Source organism: Sphingomonas aerolata (assembly GCF_023935825.1).
Lineage (GTDB): Bacteria > Pseudomonadota > Alphaproteobacteria > Sphingomonadales > Sphingomonadaceae > Sphingomonas > Sphingomonas aerolata.
This window is the reverse complement of sequence record NZ_CP098762.1, coordinates 2,887,476-2,905,091: the sequence shown is the minus strand read 5'-3', so window position 1 is coordinate 2,905,091 and position 17,616 is coordinate 2,887,476. Positions and strand designations below refer to the sequence as shown.

14 protein-coding genes are annotated in these 17,616 nt (G+C 68.5%); 9 read left to right on the top strand and 5 right to left on the bottom strand.

What is annotated here, in order from left to right; genetic code table 11:
* Nucleotides 1-98: 98 nt before the first annotated feature.
* From NEF64_RS13070 to NEF64_RS13050, 5 genes are all read left to right on the top strand, one after another.
* Complete coding sequence (locus tag NEF64_RS13070; RefSeq protein ID WP_252573845.1) at nucleotides 99-2,549, top strand: TonB-dependent receptor plug domain-containing protein; 2,451 nt, start codon at nucleotides 99-101, stop codon at nucleotides 2,547-2,549.
* Nucleotides 2,550-3,722: an endonuclease/exonuclease/phosphatase family protein gene (locus NEF64_RS13065; protein ID WP_162235350.1), complete on the top strand. Its 1,173-nt coding sequence runs from the start codon at nucleotides 2,550-2,552 to the stop codon at nucleotides 3,720-3,722. It begins immediately after the preceding gene.
* Between the two features lie 9 nt (nucleotides 3,723-3,731).
* Nucleotides 3,732-4,157 carry a DUF2946 family protein gene (locus NEF64_RS13060; RefSeq protein ID WP_056405581.1) on the top strand — a complete coding sequence of 142 codons (426 nt, stop codon included), beginning with the start codon at nucleotides 3,732-3,734 and terminating at the stop codon, nucleotides 4,155-4,157.
* 169 nt (nucleotides 4,158-4,326) lie between these two features.
* A complete protein-coding gene (locus NEF64_RS13055) occupies nucleotides 4,327-6,690 on the top strand; it encodes a TonB-dependent receptor family protein (RefSeq protein WP_235516289.1) in 2,364 nt (787 codons plus the stop codon).
* On the top strand, nucleotides 6,690-8,090 hold the full coding sequence (locus NEF64_RS13050; RefSeq protein WP_056405583.1) for a PepSY-associated TM helix domain-containing protein: 1,401 nt from the start codon (nucleotides 6,690-6,692) through the stop codon (nucleotides 8,088-8,090). The genes NEF64_RS13055 and NEF64_RS13050 overlap by 1 nt, the downstream gene beginning before the upstream one ends.
* A gap of 10 nt (nucleotides 8,091-8,100) precedes the next feature.
* Here the strand turns inward: NEF64_RS13050 and NEF64_RS13045 are convergent, their stop codons facing one another.
* On the bottom strand, nucleotides 8,101-8,577 hold the full coding sequence (locus NEF64_RS13045; RefSeq protein WP_056405584.1) for a GAF domain-containing protein: 477 nt from the start codon (nucleotides 8,575-8,577) through the stop codon (nucleotides 8,101-8,103).
* 96 nt (nucleotides 8,578-8,673) lie between these two features.
* Nucleotides 8,674-9,516: a type 1 glutamine amidotransferase gene (locus NEF64_RS13040; protein WP_056405585.1), complete on the bottom strand. Its 843-nt coding sequence runs from the start codon at nucleotides 9,514-9,516 to the stop codon at nucleotides 8,674-8,676.
* 196 nt (nucleotides 9,517-9,712) lie between these two features.
* On the opposite strand from NEF64_RS13040, the gene NEF64_RS13035 reads away from it, so the two are divergent.
* The gene (locus NEF64_RS13035; protein WP_056405586.1) at nucleotides 9,713-10,831 is read left to right on the top strand and encodes a Gfo/Idh/MocA family protein; all 1,119 of its coding nucleotides are present in this window, start codon (nucleotides 9,713-9,715) and stop codon (nucleotides 10,829-10,831) included.
* A 39-nt stretch (nucleotides 10,832-10,870) separates the two neighbouring features.
* Here the strand turns inward: NEF64_RS13035 and NEF64_RS13025 are convergent, their stop codons facing one another.
* Complete coding sequence (locus NEF64_RS13025; protein ID WP_043156603.1) at nucleotides 10,871-12,346, bottom strand: helix-turn-helix transcriptional regulator; 1,476 nt, start codon at nucleotides 12,344-12,346, stop codon at nucleotides 10,871-10,873.
* Nucleotides 12,347-12,516: 170 nt separating this feature from the next.
* Here NEF64_RS13025 and NEF64_RS13020 point away from each other — a divergent pair, with 170 nt between their 5' ends.
* Both NEF64_RS13020 and NEF64_RS13015 read left to right on the top strand, forming a co-directional pair.
* Entirely contained in the window at nucleotides 12,517-12,786 is a 270-nt protein-coding gene (locus NEF64_RS13020; protein ID WP_031393553.1) for a GlsB/YeaQ/YmgE family stress response membrane protein, read from the top strand.
* Between the two features lie 141 nt (nucleotides 12,787-12,927).
* Nucleotides 12,928-15,516, top strand: coding sequence for a PAS domain-containing protein (locus tag NEF64_RS13015; protein WP_031393552.1), 2,589 nt, complete (start codon nucleotides 12,928-12,930; stop codon nucleotides 15,514-15,516).
* Between the two features lie 46 nt (nucleotides 15,517-15,562).
* On the opposite strand, the gene NEF64_RS13010 is transcribed toward NEF64_RS13015, so the two are convergent.
* The gene (locus tag NEF64_RS13010; protein ID WP_234387285.1) at nucleotides 15,563-16,009 is read right to left on the bottom strand and encodes a PA2169 family four-helix-bundle protein; all 447 of its coding nucleotides are present in this window, start codon (nucleotides 16,007-16,009) and stop codon (nucleotides 15,563-15,565) included.
* Between the two features lie 212 nt (nucleotides 16,010-16,221).
* On the opposite strand from NEF64_RS13010, the gene NEF64_RS13005 reads away from it, so the two are divergent.
* Nucleotides 16,222-16,932: a prolyl hydroxylase family protein gene (locus tag NEF64_RS13005; RefSeq protein WP_043156602.1), complete on the top strand. Its 711-nt coding sequence runs from the start codon at nucleotides 16,222-16,224 to the stop codon at nucleotides 16,930-16,932.
* On the opposite strand, the gene NEF64_RS13000 is transcribed toward NEF64_RS13005, so the two are convergent.
* Nucleotides 16,926-17,615 (bottom strand): L,D-transpeptidase, encoded by a 690-nt coding sequence (locus NEF64_RS13000; protein ID WP_252573843.1) that lies wholly within the window; start codon nucleotides 17,613-17,615, stop codon nucleotides 16,926-16,928. The genes NEF64_RS13005 and NEF64_RS13000 overlap by 7 nt on opposite strands.
* Between the last annotated feature and the right edge of the window lies 1 nt (nucleotide 17,616).

Below are 17,616 nucleotides of genomic sequence, written 5' to 3'. Positions count from 1 at the left end.
GCACAGTCGCTTGGGACCTATCGGGCCGGGTGAATGCGTTGTGCATCTTCGTGCACGCGAAAGATCGTCACAGAACGATCGCCAACAGGGACTTCGACATGACTGCCTATCGTACCGCGCTGGCGCTGGCCGCCTCGACTCTCGCTTTCGTGGCCGCGCAAGCCGACGCGCAGGTCGCGCCCGCGCCTGCGGAGACCGTGCAGGATGCACCCCCCGCGGCGGGGCCTGACGGCGCAGCGCCGGTCGCGCAGGACGAGATCATCGTCACGGGGACGCGCGCGGTCGGCCGGTCGCGGCTCGACAGCGTGTCGCCGGTCGACGTGCTGAGCGGCGCGTCGCTCCAGCGCCAGGGCACGACCGAGCTCGGCGCCGCGCTGTCGGCGATCGCCCCGTCGATCGACTTCCCGCGCGCGTCCGCGGTCGACGGCACCGATGCGATCCGCCCGGCGACGCTGCGCGGCCTGTCGCCCGACCAGACGCTGGTGCTGATCAACGGCGTGCGCGGGCATACCGCGGCGCTGCTCAACATCGGCGGTTCGGTCGGCCGCGGCTCGGCGGCAGTCGATCTGAACACGATCCCGACCGTCGCGCTCGACCGGATCGAGGTGCTGCGCGACGGTGCATCGGCGCAATATGGGTCGGATGCGATCGCGGGCGTCGTCAACCTGCGGCTGCGCGAAGCGCGTTCGGGCGGCGGCGCGACGGTCAATTACGGCTTCTACAACACCGACATCGATACCGCGCGCGGCAGCCGCAGCACGACCGGCGAGCATGCCGTGACGGTCTCGGGCTGGCAGGGGCTGGGCTTTGGCGAGGACGGGTTCCTGACGCTGTCGGGCGAATATCTGAACCGCCAGGCGACCAACCGCGCCGATTTCGATCCGCGCGTCACCCCGACCCGCGTCACCGGACGCTTCGGCGATCCGCAGGTCGAGCAATATAGCGTCTTCGCCAATGCCGGCACGACGCTGACGGGAAGCTGGGGCCTTTATGGCTGGTTCGGCTATCAGGACCGCGACACGCGCAGCGCGGCCTTCCCGCGGTTGGCGAGCGCGACGACCGCGCTGGCCGGCTATCCCGACGGCTTCCTGCCGCTGATCAACACCAAGTCGCGCGACATCAATTCGGCGGTCGGGATCAAGGGCGAGGTCGCGGACTGGAGCGTCGACCTGAACGTCAGCTATGGCCGCAACAAGATCGGGTTCCGCACGCTCAATTCCGCCAACTATGCCTATGGCGCCGCGACGCCGCAGGACTTTTCGGACGGCGCGCTGATCTATGGCCAGCTGGTCGCCGGGCTCGACGTCAACCGCAAGCTCGACGTGCTGCAGGGGCTCAACGTTGCCTTCGGGCTCGAGGCGCGGCGCGAGAGTTTCGAGATCCAGGCGGGCGAACGCGCCTCCTACACCACGCCCGTGACGGGCGCGGTCGCGGGCGCGGCGGTGGGGGCGCAGGGGTTTGGCGGCTTCTCGACCGACAATGTCGTCGACCGCAATCGCCGCAACTTCAGCGCCTATCTCGATCTCGAGGCGCAGGTGACCGACGCGCTGCTGATCGGGCTGGCGGGGCGCGGCGAGGATTATTCCGACTTCGGCTCGACCGGGACCGGCAAGATCTCCGCACGCTATGACGTCGCGCCGTGGATCGCGGTGCGCGGAACGGCCTCGACCGGCTTCCGCGCGCCGGCGTTGCAGCAGCAATATTTCACGTCGATCTCGACCGTGATCCAGAATGGCGCGCCGATCCAGACGGGCACCTTCCCCTCGGTCAGCCCGGTCGCGGCGCGGCTCGGCGGACTGCCGCTCGAGCCCGAGAAATCGACCAACCTGTCGCTCGGCACGGTGCTGCGGTTCGGCGGGTTCGACCTGACCGTCGACGCCTATCGCATCCACATCCGCAACCAGATCGGGCTGTCGGAGAACATCACCACCGCGGCGACCCAGTCCCCCGAGGTCAACGCGCAGATCGCCACGCTGCTCGCCGGATCGGGCGCGACCGCGGCGCGGTTCTTCATCAACGGTCTCGCCTCGACCACCAAGGGCATCGACGCGGTCGCGCATTACCGCGTGCGGACCGTGGCGGCGGGCAATTTCGACCTGACGGTGGCGGGCAACATCAACGACGGCAAGGTGACGCGCGTCCCGACCTCGACCTCGACGCTCGACCCTGCACCGACGCTGTTCGCGCGCAGCCGGATCCTGACGCTCGAGGACGGCACGCCGGGCGAGAAGGTCACCGGCTCGATCGACTGGTCGCTCGACCAGCTCGGCGCGCTCGCCCGCGTCACCTATTATGGCGACGTCAACCAGCCGGGGACGACGCCCGCCGCGGACGTGCACAGCGGCAAGCACGTCATCACCGATGTCGAGCTTCGCTATCAGGCGACCAAGGGCGCGCAGCTCGGGCTGGGCGTCAGCAACCTGTTCGACGTCTATCCCGATGCGACCGTCACGGCGAACAACACGACCGGCGTGATCGGCTTCCCCTATTACTCGCCGTTCGGCTTCAACGGCCGCTATCTCTACGCCCGCGCCGGGCTGAGCTGGTAGGTGATTCCAGGCCGCATCCTGCTGGGGGTCGCGCTCACGCTCGGCCTCGCAGGGTGCGGCAGCTTGCCGCGGTTCCGGACGCTGCCCTGTGGCGGCGTCGACGCCGGGGAGGGCGGCGGGCCGCCTGCGATCCAGATCGCGGCATCGGGCGAACGCAGCACGACGATCGACGTGCTGACCTATAATATCGAGGGGCTGCAATGGCCCGCGCGGTCGGGGCGCGGGCGCGATCTCGCGGCGATCGGGCGGATCCTGCGCGATCTGCGCGTGGCCGGGACCGCGCCCGACGTGGTGCTGTTCCAGGAGGTCTTCTCGCGCGCGGCGGTGCGCGGGGTGGTCGCCACCGGCTATCCGTCGCTCGCGAGCGGACCGTCACGGACGAGGCGCAGCGTCTATTCGCAGGACGACCGGCTGCCCGGGCGTGCCAAGCTGGCGAAGGGCGAGCTGGGCGTGCGGCTGATGAGCTCGGGACTGGTCATCGCCAGCCGCTTCGCGATCACCGGCGTCGCGCGCGATCCCTATTCGCGGCGGGCCTGTGCGGGGTTCGACTGTCTGTCGAACAAGGGCGTGGTGCTGGCGACGCTCGCGGTGCCCGGCGTTCCCGAGGGAATAGACATCGCCAACACGCACATGAATGCGCGCAAGGCGTCGAAGGTCGCACCCGCGCGGCACCGCGCCGCGCACCGCGCGCAGACCCGCGAGCTCGAGGCGTTTCTCGCCGCGCGCCGCACCCCTTCGCGGCCGATGATCCTGGGCGGCGATTTCAACATGCGCCGGTCGCCCGCGCGGTTCGACGATTTCCGGCTGCATCACCCGTTCGGTCTGGTCCATGAATATTGCCAGGCGCGCGCAGCCTGTGCGGTATCACTGTCCTGGGACGGCGACGCGCCGTGGCTCGACACGCAGGATCTCCAGTTCTTTGCGCAGGGTACGCGCATCCGCATCGTGCCGGTCGCGGTCCGCGCGATGTTCGACGGCGCGCCGGGCAGCCCGAAGCTGTCCGATCATGACGGGCTGCTCGTCCGCTACCGGCTCAGCTGGACCGGCGATGCGCCGCCCGGCGGCGGCTGCCCGCGGATCGCCGAGCTGCGCGGAGCGGGGCGTCCAGCGGCGGGACAGGCGGATGGCCCGACCCGCGCGACGACCGGCGACAGATCCGCGCCGACCCGCTAGGACGGGCGCGTGACACCGCTTCGCCGCCTGCTCCGCGATCATCCTGCGCTCGCCGCATGGCTGGTCGTGGTCGCGCTGGCGATGAAGATCCTCGTGCCGGGCGGGTTCATGCCGGTCGTGACGAACGGCGTGCTCACGATCCAGTTATGTGCCGGGGCGGGGCCTTCCCCCCTCGCGACGGCGACGTCGCAGACGACGCACGCGGCGATGCCGGGGATGACGCATGACCCGGACAAGACTCAGCATGCGGGCCGCGAGATGCCCTGCGCCTTTTCCGGCCTGACGACGGCGGCGCTGGCCGCGGCCGATCCGGTGCTGCTCGCGCTGGCGATCGCATTCGTCGTCGCCACCGTCTTCCGCGTTGCGACCCCGGTCGTCGCGCGCGCACCCGAGTTTCTGCGTCCCCCCTTGCGAGGTCCTCCGGTCCGCGGTTGAGCGGTTGCCGGCGCGACGCCCCGAACGGGCCGCGCGGTGACCCGATGCGATGCCGACCCTGTCCGCCGAAGTGCGGGCGGGGGGCGGCTGCCCGCGACCCCTACATGACCCGGTCCCGACGGGACCCGGCCGCGTCCGACCAGGAATTCCCATGTCCCGATGCCATCTCATGGCGGCGATCTCCGCGATCGCCTGTGCCGCGCCGATCGCGGCTGCGCCTCTCCCTGCCGCCCAGAATGCCGATATCGCAGCCCGGCGTGCGGCGCTGCTGCGCGATCGTGCCGCGATCGATGCCGAACTGCGCCGCCTCGACGAACCGAGCGGCCCGGCGGAGGCGCCGCGGCGTACCGCCGCCGTGGCGATTGACGGTGACGACATCATCGTCACCGGCAACGCATTGTCGCTGACGACGCGCGTGACCGGGCAGACCGTCACGACGATCGACGACGCCGCGTTCCGCAACACCCCCGCGACGACGATCGCCGACATCGTCAAGCTGTCGCCCGGCGTCGTCGTCATCCAGGGCAACGGCCCGCGCGACGTCGGCGTGTCGATCCGCGGCTCGAACGCGCGCAACAGCTTCGGCGCGCGCAACATCCAGGTGTTCGAGGATGACTTCCCCGTCACCCAGCCCGACGGGCTGGCGCGGTTCGACCTGACCGATCCGCATGCTTACGGCGCGGTCGACGTGGTCCGCGGGCCGTCCTCCGCACTTTATGGCAATTACGCGATCGGCGGCGCGGTCAATTTCCGCACCCGACGCGGTCGCGACATCGACGGCGCCGAGATCGGCATCGACACGGGCAGCGACGGCTATGCCAATGTCTATGCGACGATCGGCGATGCCGGCGCGGATTTCGACTATGTGCTGTTCGGCAGCTTCGTCCGCGCGAACGGGTCGACCGGGCATACGGGGTATGAGACCGGGACGATCAACGCGCTGGCGACCTATGCCATTTCGGACCGCGACCGGCTGACCGCGAAGATCATCTACAACGAGGGCGAATTCGCGCTGTCGACGCGGCTCTCGCTCGACCAGTATCGCGCCAATCCCTATCAGCGCGGCTGCGCGACGCGGGTCGGCGCGGCGCCGGGCTGCGGGACGATCTCGGTGCTCGCCAACGGCGTCAACGGCGCGCGGATCGCGCAGACCGCGGCCGAGGCAGATCTTGCGCGCAACGATCGCCGGACGATCGTCGGCACCCGCTACGAACATGACCTGAGCACGACCGCGACGTGGCGGACCCAGGCGACGTTCGACAGCCGCGTCGTCAACCAGCCGACCAGCGCGACGCCGTTCAAGGGGACGCTCGACAGCTACAACATCACCAGCGACGTCACGCACCGCGGCACGCTGTTCGGAATGGCGGCGACGAGCTTTGTCGGCGTCTTCTACAATTACCTCGATAACCAGAGCTACAGCTTTAACAAGACGCCCGCGGGCCGCGACGGGATCGGCGCGCCGACCCAGACGGTGTTCGGCGACGTCCGCAACATGGGCGCGCGCGCCCGCGAGGAGCTGAGCCTGACGTCGCGGCTCCAGTTCATCGCCGGCATCGGCGCGGAGCGATCGATCATCGGCGTGACGCAGACCGGCTATGCCTATCCGCTCGGCGCGAACCCGGTGCTGAGCGTGATCCCCGCCGAGCGCCATTTCTGGAACGTCGCCCCCGAGGCCTCGCTCGTCTGGCAGGCGATCGACGCGGTCCGCCTGCATGCGCGCGTCGGCACCGGCTATGGCATCCCGCAGGCCGGCGCGCTGTTCGTGACCGCGGCGGGGGTGCCGGGCAACAACGTGACGCTGAAGACCCAGCGAAACACCGGTATCGACCTCGGCGTCGAAGTCGCGCTCGGGACCAATCTGAAGGCCGAGGTGACGGGCTATTACGAATGGTTCCGCAACGAACAGGTCAGCCAGTCGGCGGGCGTCAATTTGCTCGCCTATACCACCAACGCGCCGCGCTCGGTCCACCGCGGCGTCGAGCTCGGGCTCAGCTGGACGCCGCTGCCCGCGCTGCTGCCAGGCGCGCGGATCGATGCGAGCTACAGCTATAACGACCATCACTATACCGAATTCGTCGAGCGGCTGACGTCGGGCGCGGTGTCGGCGACGTTCGACCGCGCAGGTAACCGCATCCCCGGGGTCATCCCGACCTTCGTCAACGTCCGGTTCGGCTATGACCAGCCGGGTGGCGCGGTGGCGGGGCTGGGCGGGTTCGTCGAGCTGACCCACCGCGATCGCTATGCGATCGACAATGGCAATTTGCTGAGCGTGGCGGGCTATACGCTCGCCAATCTCAACCTCCATTATGATCCACCAAGGGGGGAGGGGGTGTGGTCGCGGCTGCGGCTGTTCGCCTCGGTGCAGAACCTGTTCGACACGACCTATGTCGGCTCGGCCTCGGTGATCGCGAACAGCCTGAACGCGACGACCGGTCAGCAGAATCCGGAAGCGGTGCTGCGGACGGCGACCGGGTCGATCTATGCCGGTGTCCCGCGCACCGTCTATGCCGGCGTGAAGGCGCGGTTCTGATGCGTGCGTCCGCTCCCGCCGCCGCCCCGGCCTCTCCAGGCGGACCCGGCCCCGGCCGTGGCTGGCCGGGCTATCCGACGATCTGGCGCTGGCATTTCTATGCCGGGCTGTTCTGCCTTCCGTTCGTGCTGTGGCTGTCGGTCACCGGCTCGATCTACCTGTTCCGCCCGCAGATCGAGGCGCTGATCGATCGCCCCTATACGCATCTCCCGCTGGACGGCGCGCGCGCCTCGGCGGCGCGACAGGCCGATGCGGCGGTGCGCGCGGTGCCGGGATCGGTGCTCCACCGCTATCAGTTGCCCGAGCGGCCCGACGAGGCGGTGCAGGTGATCGTCGGCGCCGGCACCACCGAGACGCGCGTCTATGTCCATCCGAACACGCTCGCGATCCTCCACAGCGTCGACGAGGACAGCCGGCTGATGCGGATCATCTTCCGGCTCCACGGTGAGTTGCTGATCGGCACGCCCGGCTCTTATCTGGTCGAGCTCGCCGCTTCCTGGGCGATCGTCATGATCCTGTCGGGGCTGGTCCTGTGGTGGCCGCGCGGCAGCGGGCTGGCGGGGGTGGTCTATCCGCGGTTGCGCGCGGGCGGGCGGCGGTTCTGGCGCGACCTGCACGGCGTCACCGGGCTCTGGGTATCGGTCTTCGCGCTCGCATTGCTCATATCGGGCCTGCCCTGGGCCGCGAGCTGGGGGAGTTACCTGAAGGCGATCCGGACGGTGGCCGAGGGGCGGGTGGTCAGGCAGGACTGGTCGGCGGGGCAGGCCGCGGAACTTCGCGCGCGCGGTGCCGCCGATGCCGGCACCCGCGCGATGGTGGGCGCGCATGCCGAACATGGCGGGATGACGATGGCGCATCCCGCGGTCTCGGACGTGCCGCTTGACCGGCTGATCGCGACCCTGCGCCCGCTCGCGCTCGCGCCGCCGGTCCTGATCGCGCCGCCGGCGGGCGCGGGCCAGCCCTGGACCGCCAAGTCCGATGCCGCGAACCGGCCGCTGCGCACCGACCTGACGCTCGACGGTGCGACCGGCGCGATCCTGACACGCAAGGACTTCGCGCAACGCCGGCTGATCGACCGGATCGTCGGTTACGGCGTCGCCGCGCACGAGGGACAGCTGTTCGGCTGGGCGAACCAGCTGCTCGGGCTGCTGACCGCGATCGGGCTGGCGCTGGTGTCGGTCAGCAGCGTCGTGCTGTGGTGGCGGCGTCGGCCCGCCGACACGCTCGGCGCACCACCCGCGCGGCCGCGACCGCGCGTCGCGGCGGGGTTCGTGGCGCTGCTGATCCTGCTCGGTCTGGCTTTGCCGCTGTTCGGCGCGTCGATGCTGCTGGTGCTGGTCGTCGAGCGGCTGGTGCTGCGCGACTGGACGGCGGCGCGACACTGGCTCGGTCTTCGGTGATCCGGCCCGCTCAGCCCGCGGGCACGTTCCGCGACAGCACCGCGCCGACTTCCGCCGCGAACCCCGCCAGCGCCGCGGCGGTCTCGCGCCCGCTCAACTGGCGCGGGCGCGGATCGATCGCGCACAGCGTACCGTAGAACGACCCGTCGGCTAGCGGGATCGGGAAGGAGACATAGCTCTTGAAGCCATAAAGCGACGGCGCGGGGTGCGTCAGCCAGCGATCATTCGTCGACACGTCGTCGATGACGACGGCCTTGCCCGACTGGCGGATGTCGTCGCAGATCGTCGTCGAGATCCGCAGCTCGTCGCCCGGCGACATGCCGAAATCGATCTGGTCGAGCACCTGGCAGGCGATCCAGCGCGTATCGGTGACGCGCGCGACCGCGACGAACCCCATGCCGGTCAGCGCCGCGACCTTTTCGAGGATCGCCCGCACATCGCCATTGTCGCTTTCGAGCATGACGCTCTCGGCCAGTTGATCGTACATCCGCCCCATTCCCCGTTCGGCGCACGATCCCCCCGGAGATCGCGCTGCTTACGCTACGGCAGATGTGGGCGCGGCGTGAGAATGCAAGGGCAGGGGTCAGTCGCCCCGCTCGACCAGATGCGTCAGGAAATTGGTGAGTTCGAGCCGCCGACCCGCCTCCTGCGCGAAATCGTCGCCGACGCCGAGCAGCCAGAGCAGCGACCGGCGGTCGGGATCGTCGTGCAGCGCATCGAGCTGGGCCGCGCGCTGTTCGACATCGGCCTCGCGCTCGGCGAGCCCCGCCTCGATCAGGCTGCCGGCCTGGCGGCGGAGCGCGATCGCGATTTCGCGCGGGGCCAGTTCGGGGTGATATTGCACGCCCCAGAAAATCCCGCCGTCATGCCGGATCTCGGCCGCCTGGATCGCGGTGACCGCGTTGCTCGCGAGCAATGTCGCATCGTCCGGCAGCCGCTCGACCTCGTCGCCGTGGATCGCGGGTGCGTCCCAGCTCTCCGTGCGGCCGGCGAGCAGCGGGTGATCGCGCCCCGCCTGCGTCCGCGTGATCCGGCGCGCGATCCCGGCCTCCATCGTCTGCGGCATCTTGCGGACCGTGCCCCCCGCTGCGGCGACCGCGAGCTGCAGTCCCGCGCAGGAACCGAAAGACGGCGTCCCCGAGGCGAACACCGCACGCATGAAGGCGAGCTGGCGCTGCACCTCGGGCGAGTCGTCATAGACGTGGAGCGGCGAGCCGGTGACGAACACCGCGTCGAAATCGCCGATCTCGGCAGCCGCGAGCACGCGCGCGTCGTCGTCTGCGGGTGCGACGATCGTGATCTGCGCATCGGGCCTGAGCTGTTCGAGCGTCGCCGCATAGGTCTCGCCCGAGCTCTTTCCCGCATGCTCGCGGCGGGCGTCGCGCTGTTCGGGTGTTTCGCTTTCGGCCACTAGAAACTTCAGCACTATCAGTCCTCTGACCGCAAATGGCCGACAGGATAACGCGCGCGCTGGCGGTTCGCCCAAGACCGCAGGCATATAATCCGCGCGCGTCCGTAACGACCTCGCCCGCCAGCTTCGTCGCGCAGGGTGCAGTGCAACAAAACCGCGTCGCGCGGAGTTGCCAGCCTCATTCCATCCTTCCTGAACCACGGAGACTGTCATGTTCGGACTTACCAAGAAGGTGCGCTACGCCGTCGTCGGCGGCGGGCAGATTTCGCAGCAGGCGTTCATGCCGGGGATCGCGCGGACCAATAATTCGGAAATGACCGCACTGGTCACCGGCGACCCGGTCAAGGCGGACAAGCTGGCCAAGCTCTACAAGCTCAAGGCCTATTCCTACGAGCAATATGGCGAGCTGCTGGCCTCGGGCGAGATCGACGCGGTCTATATCGCGACGCCCAATTTCCTGCACATGCAATATGCCGTCCCCGCGCTCCAGGCGGGCATCCATGTCCTGCTCGAAAAGCCGATGGCGTCGAGCGTCGCGGAGGCCGAGCAAATCATCGCCGCCGAGAAGAAGGGCGGCGCCAAGCTGATGATCGCCTACCGGCTGCATCACGAACCCGGCACGGTCGAGATGATCACACGCGCGCGGGCGGGCGAGTTCGGCGACCTGCGCGCCTTCTCGTCGACCTTCATGCAGAATGTCCGCGAGGAGAATTCGCGCGGGCATAACGGCTATTGGGGCGGGCCCGTCCCCGACATGGGCACCTATCCGCTGAACGCGGTGCGCAACCTGTTCGGGCAGGAGCCGATCGCGGTGCATGCGGTCGGGACGAAGACGCCGGGTCGCGGCTTCAACTTTCACGACACCGTCGCGGTGACGCTGAAGTTCGCCGACGACCGCATCGCGCAGTTCACCGTCAGCTATGCGACCGCCTCGTCCGAGGGGTTCGAGCTGGTCGGCACCAAGGCGAGCATCCACGCCGCGCCCGCCTTCATGTTCGGCCCGACGACGAGCATCACCTATGTCGAGCGCACCGCGGACGGCAAGGAGAAGACGCACGCCTTCGATCCGGTCGAGCAGTTCGGCAACGAGACGCAGTATTTCTCCGACTGCATCCTCAACGACCGTCATCCCGAAGCCGATGGGCAGGAGGGCCTGTTCGACATGCGCGTGCTGGCAGCGGTCGAGCGGTCGCTCGAGACGGGCGAGACCGTGACGCTCGAGCCGGCGACGCGCACGCGGCATGTGACCGCGGATCAGGCGCTCAAGCTCAAGCCCGCCAAGGAGCCGAGCGAGGACGCGATGATCAGCATCATTCCGCAGTCCGCCTGACCACCGGCCGCGCCGCCCTTCGGGGCGGCGCGCGCCGTCTCAGGCGCCGACCCCGCGTTCATGCGCCCAGACCACCGCGGCGCTGCGCCGGTTGACGCCGATCTTGGCATAAAGCCGCGCGACATGGTTGCGCACGGTGTTGCGTGACAGTTCGAGCCGCTCGGCGATCGCGGCATCGTCGAGATCCTGGCAGATCAGCTCGAGCACCTCGCGCTCGCGCTTGCTGAGATCGAGCAGCGGCGCGTCCGAGGCGGCGCCGGGGCGCGGGTTCCGCAGCGTCGCCAGCTTGTCCATGATCGACCGGCCGAGCCAGTTGGCGTCCTTCATCACCGCCTCGATCGCCTCGACCAGCTCGAGCTCGCCGCGCCGCCGCGCGGTAATATCCTGATAGAGCCAGAGCACGCAGGCATCGCCGTCGATCCGCATGTTTTCGGCGGAGGCGAGACAGTCGAGCGCCTCGCCATTCTTGTGGAGCAGGCGGACGTCCTGTCCGCGGAACCCGCCCTGCGCGCGGATCTCGGTTTCCAGCTGCTCGCGCTGGCCCGCATCGTTCCACAATTGAAGATCGTCGGCGACCCGGCCGACCACCGCGCGATCGTCATAGCCGGTCAGCGTCTTGAACGCCGCGTTCACCTGCAGGATGCGATTGTCGTCGGTCTGGGTCACGACCATTGCCACCGGCGCCATCTCGAACACCGCGGCGAAATGCCGCTCGCTCGCCTTCAGCGCATGTTCCGCGCGCCGCCGCGGTTCGAGGTCGGCGAAGGTGAACAACAGGCAGTCGCGGTTGCCGACCTCGATCGGCTGCCCCGCCAGGATGACCAGCGTGGTGTCGCCGCCGGCGAGCGGCAGCTCCGCCTCGAGCTGTGGCACGACCTCGCCGCGCGCCACGCACGCCTTGACGAACGCCTTGCGCTCGACATCTGCAAGAAAGTCGAAATCGAACAGCGTCTTGCCGATGATCGCGTCGCGGTCATAGCCCGACAGGTCGAGAAACCCCTGATTGACCAGGACGAAACGCTGGTCGGCGATGCGGATGATCAGCGCGGGGGCGGGATTGGCATGGAACATCGCCTCGAACCGGTCCTCCGCGTCGAACCGCTCGGACACGTCGCTGATCACCAGCGCGAGGCAGTCGGGCTCGCCGCCATCCTCGTCCATGACGATGTCACGGACCTGATGGACCCAGCATGGTTCGTCCGCGTCGCGCGGCGTGACCTCGACGATCAGGTCGGGGAAGCTCTCGCCCGCGAGCAGCCGGAGCAGCGGATATTCGCGCCGCGGCACCTTGCGCCCGTCGCGGTAGCGCAGGGCGAACCGCGCGGCATAATCGTCCGCGGTCGCACCTAGGTCGCCGACGCCGCGGACGCCGTGCATCTTGAGCGCGGCGGGGTTGGCGCTCAGGATCACGCCCGTCGGGTCGATCAGGATCACCCCTTCGAGCAATCCGGCCATGAGCTGTTCGAGATGGTGCAGGGTGGGGGCGTGCAGCGGCTTGCCGGGGGTACTGGTCATGCCTCCTCAGCGCTGGAGCGCACGACCGGTTCCTTCACAGTCAGACCCGACCTACCAACCGGACTAGTATCCCTGCACCAATGTCGCAAAGCACTATGCGTGGCGGAACTGAACGTTAGCCGCACCCGGTCCGTTGAGCAGCCTGTACAAGTATCAACAGGAGCCTCATCATGAACCTCATCATCCTTCTCGTCGTCGGCGGACTCATCGGCTGGGTCGCCAGCATGATCATGCGGACCGACGCACAGCAGGGCGTTTTCCTCAACATCGTCGTCGGCATCGTCGGCGCGTTGCTCGCAGGCTTCCTGATCACGCCGCTCATCGGTGGCGCCTCGATCATGGACGGCGCGCTCAACATCCAGTCGATCCTGATCTCGCTGGTCGGTGCGGTGATCCTGCTCGCGATCGTCAACATGGTGCGCCGCGGTTCGGTGCGCTGATGAGGGGAGGGGCGGCCGCACCACGCGGCCGCCCTTCGTCGCATATTGATCTCGATTATTCGTCACGCCAGCCCGGCGTTGCGGTGTCTTTGCGCGTAGCCTAGATATCAGCGACTTAGTGCAAAGGGCGAGTAGACGGTCTTGAACGATACACCCGACCGCGCCGACCCCGGCGCTCGTCCGTTGACGGCCGACGCCGAGCGAATCGCCGCCGAGCTGATCGGGCAGGACCTTGGCACCGACCCGTTCGTCGCGGCGGTGCGGGCGACGCGGATGCCGATGATCATCACCGATCCGCGCCTGCCCGACAATCCGATCGTGTTCACCAACGACGCGTTCTGCCGGCTCACCGGCTATCCGCGCGAGGACATACTCGGGCGCAACTGCCGGTTCCTCCAGGGGCCGGAAACCGATCTCGCGACGATCGACCGGATCCGCGACGCGGTCCGCCGGGTCGAATCGATCGAGATCGAGATCCAGAACCACCGCAGGGACGGTGAGACGTTCTGGAACCGGCTGCTGATGGCGCCGGTCTTCGACACGCACGGCGTGCTCGCCTATTTCTTCGCCAGCCAGGTCGACGTGACGCTCGAGCGTGAGCGGCTTAAGGGACTCGAGAGCAGCAACGCCTCGCTGATGGCGGAACTGACCGACCGGTTGCGGCAGCAGCAGGAGCATGAGCGCGAGCTCGCCTTCACGCTCAAGGCGGCGCGGTTCGGGACCTGGAGCCTCGAGATCGCGACGAAGCGGCTGACCGCATCGGATACCTGCAAGGAGATCTTCGGCCGGCCTACGGACGCGCCGTTTTCCTATGACGACCGGCTGGCCGCGATCCATCCCGACGATCGCGCGCTGAGCGTCGCCGAGGTCCGGCGCTGCGTCGAGGAGGGGACCGATTACGAGGTCGTCTACCGCATCTACCGCCAGGACGGCGAATTGCGGTGGATCGGATCGCGCGGACAGCCCTTTTATTCCGCCACGGGCGAGGCGCTGCGCATCGCCGGCGTGTCGACCGACATCACCGACCAGCGCCGCGGCGAGATGATGCGCGCGGCGCTGGTCGAGCTTGGCGACATGTTCCGCGACACCGACTGCCCCGACGACATCTCCTACCAGGCCGTCCAGATCATCGGCCGGACGATCGACCTCAGCCGGACCGGCTATGGCGAGATCGATCCGGACGCCGAGACCGTGACGGTGCACAGCGACTGGACCGCGCCGGGGGTCGACCAGCTTTCGGGAACGTTCAGGCTGCGCGACTTCGGCACCTATATCGACGACCTCAAGCGCGGCGAGGAGGTCTGCGTGACCGATGCGCGTGCCGACCCGCGGACCTACGCGACGAGTGCTGCGCTCGAGGCGGTGCAGGCCCGTGCGATCATCAACATGCCGATCACCGAAAATGGCCGGATCGTGGCGATGCTGTATCTCGCCAGCGGCTGGGCGCGGCACTGGCGCGCGGACGAGGTCGCGTTCGCGCGCGAGGTCGCGGATCGGACCCGCATCGCTACCGAGCGCCGTCGCACCGAACAGGCGCTCGCCGCGCTCGCCGCATCGCTCGAGCAGCAAGTGATCGCGCGGACGAGCGAGTTGCAGACCGCCGAGGATGCGCTGCGCCAGTCGCAGAAGATGGAGGCGGTGGGCCAGCTGACCGGTGGTGTCGCGCACGACTTCAACAACCTGCTCACCGTGATCCGGTCGGCGACCGACCTGCTCAAACGCCCCGACCTCCCGCCCGAACGGCGCGAGCGTTATATCGACGCGATCTCGGACACCGCCGATCGCGCCGCCAAGCTGACCGGGCAGTTGCTCGCCTTTGCGCGGCGGCAGGCGCTCCAGCCCGAGGTGATCGATGTCGGCCAGAGTCTCGGCAGCATCGCCGACATGCTCGGCACGCTGACCGGATCGCGCATCACGATCGCGATCGACGTGCCCGACACGCCCTGCTTCACCAATGTCGACCCGAGCCAGCTCGACACCGCCCTGGTCAACATGGCGGTCAATGCCCGCGATGCGATGGACGGCGCCGGACGGATCGACATCGCGCTGCGGACCGCCACGATGATCCCCGCGGTGCGCTCGCATCCGGCGGTCGAGGGGCAGTTCGTCGCGATCTCGATGCGCGACACCGGGTCGGGCATCCCGCCCGAGAAGCTCGAGCGGATCTTCGAGCCGTTCTTCACGACAAAGGGGGTCGGGCAGGGCACCGGCCTCGGGCTCAGCCAGGTGTTCGGTTTTGCCAAACAGTCCGATGGCGACATCATTGTCGAGAGCGAAGTCGGCTGCGGCACGGTCTTCACGCTCTATCTGCCGCGCGCGGAGGAGCGCACCGCGAACCTGCCGGGGGCGGTCCCGGAGGGGCTGGCGGACGGCCATGGCACCTGCGTGCTTGTCGTCGAGGACAACAAGGACGTCGGCACGTTCACGACCCAGTCGCTTGCCGAGCTCGGCTATGTGACGGTCTGGGCGGCGGATGCGCAGGAGGCGCTGGCGGTGCTGGGCGAGGACGCGTCGCGCTTCGACATCGTGTTTTCGGATGTCGTGATGCCGGGCATGAACGGCATCGATCTGGCCAAGGCGATCCGGGCGTCGCATCCCGGACTGCCGGTGGTGCTGACGTCGGGCTACAGCAACGTGCTGGCGCAGGATGGTACCGACGGGTTCGAGCTGCTGCACAAACCCTATTCGGTCGAGGACCTGTCGCGGATCCTGCGCAAGGCGGCAGGATAGCGCGCAGGAAAAAGGGCGACCGGCCGAGACCGGTCGCCCCTTCGGATCAGGTGAGGCTGTGCTTGAGCGCGCTCATCTTGTCATGGCCTTCACGGACCGAGGCATAGCCCTTGGTGACCGCGTCGAGCGACGCGGGCGACAGCTGGCCGTCCTTCATCGCGTCCTCATACTTGGCCTTGATGTGGTCCTCGCCACGCTCGACCTCGAGGATGATCGCCTTGTCGTCCTTGCCGGTCAGCGCCTGCTTCAGGTCCATGAAGGTGCGATGCGCTGCGGCGAGCATGCTCGAATCCATCTCGGGCTCGCTGCCGAGTGCGCGGACCTGCGCCTGCAGGTTCGTCGCAACCTGGGCACGATCGCGTGCGAAGTCGGCGAACATCGTCGCATACTGCGTGCTCTCGGCGTCCTTGGCCGCGTCCTCATAGCCCTTCATGCTGTCGAGGGTCGTCTTGATCAGGCCGTTCAGGACGGACACGTCGGTGTCGTTGCTCATCATTCGTCTCCTTTGGGAATGGCGGCTCAACGATCGTCACGCGATTAAGTCGCACCCGGATTTTGCCTTCCGCGCGGACAAGTATCGAGCATTGCGGCCGAATTCGGCGGTGAAACGGCTTTTGCGCCTGTACGGCTTGATCTATGTGATGGTCTGGCCACGGGGCCGGACCGCCGGTCCGCCACCGACGCGCCCGACAGTCTGGAGTGCCCATGGTCGCCGTTCCGTCCGCCGCATCGCCCTCTTCCGCCACCGACCGACGCGACGGCCCGGTCGAAGCGCTCGCGCGCGCGGAGTCCGCGGCACAGGTCCGCGAGCAGATCCTGTGCTATCCCGGCGCCGTCCGGATCCCGGCACCCGGGATCGAACTGTACATCGTCCGCGATTTCCTGCCGCTCGACGTGTGCGCGACGCTGATCGCACTGATCGATGCCGATCGCGTGCCGTCGCCGGTCGTCGCCGACGATCCGCGTCCCGCCTACCGGACCAGCGAGACCTGTTACCTCTATGCGGGGCCCGACGCGGTCACCGCGGTCGAGACGCGGCTTGACGCGCTGACCGGGCTGGAACCGCGCTTCGGCGAGGCGCTGCAGGGCCAGCGTTATGCGGTCGGGCAGGAGTTCAAGCCGCATCACGACTTCTTCGATACCGGCCAGCTCTACTGGCAGGATCAGGTCGCGGTCGGCGGACAGCGGACCTGGTCGGCGATGACCTTCCTTAACGAACCGGAGGCGGGGGGGCGGACCAATTTCCCGGCGGCGGACGTGATCATCGCCCCCAAGGCGGGCAATCTGGTGATCTGGAACAATATGGACGACTATGGCGCGCCCAATCCGGGGTCGGTGCATCAGGGCATGCCGGTCGAGCAGGGGGTCAAGTACGTGCTGACCAAATGGTATCGCGAGCGCCCCTGGGGTCAGTGAGGCACGGTGTCCGGCGCTGAGGCCGTCATTGCAAACACGCTGCGTAAGGGCCGGGTCTCGGGGAGGATATAGACGATCCCGACCGTGCCCGTGAACAGCGGCTTGATCACCCCGTCATAGAATCGCGCGGGCACGTTGACGCAGCCATAGGAGATCCGGTTGTCCTGCGGCGTCGCCGAGGCCAATCGTCCGGCGCGGTCGTCGACCCGGCGGCCGGCGATGACGCGGTGGAGCGACAGCGCAGCGGCATAGTCGATCCACAGGATATCCTGCTCGAAATCGGCGCCGATCGACGCCTGGAACCGTCCGGCGGGCGTGGTCCGCTCGGCCGGCGTGATGGTCGCGAGCTTGCGCTGGCCGATCCCCGGCACGCTGTCGTCGCCGCGGGCGAGCCCGAGCAGCGCGGGTGCCGTATCGCGCAGCACCCCCGCGCCATCGAACGCGAAGACCACCGCGTTCACCTTGTCGATCACGACGAACGGCAACGCCTGGTTGTCGCGCGACCGCATGACCCAGTCGACCGTGTCGCGGGCATCGCTGGAGACCGCGGCAGTCCCGAAGCGCGCCGTCGCCGGTGTGCTGGCCGCGACCGGCCGCGCGCCGGCGGCGGACGCGACCCCAGCCGCCAGGGCGACCGCGACCAGCACGCCGTGCCGCGCTGCTCGCGACCCGAAGCCTGCCATA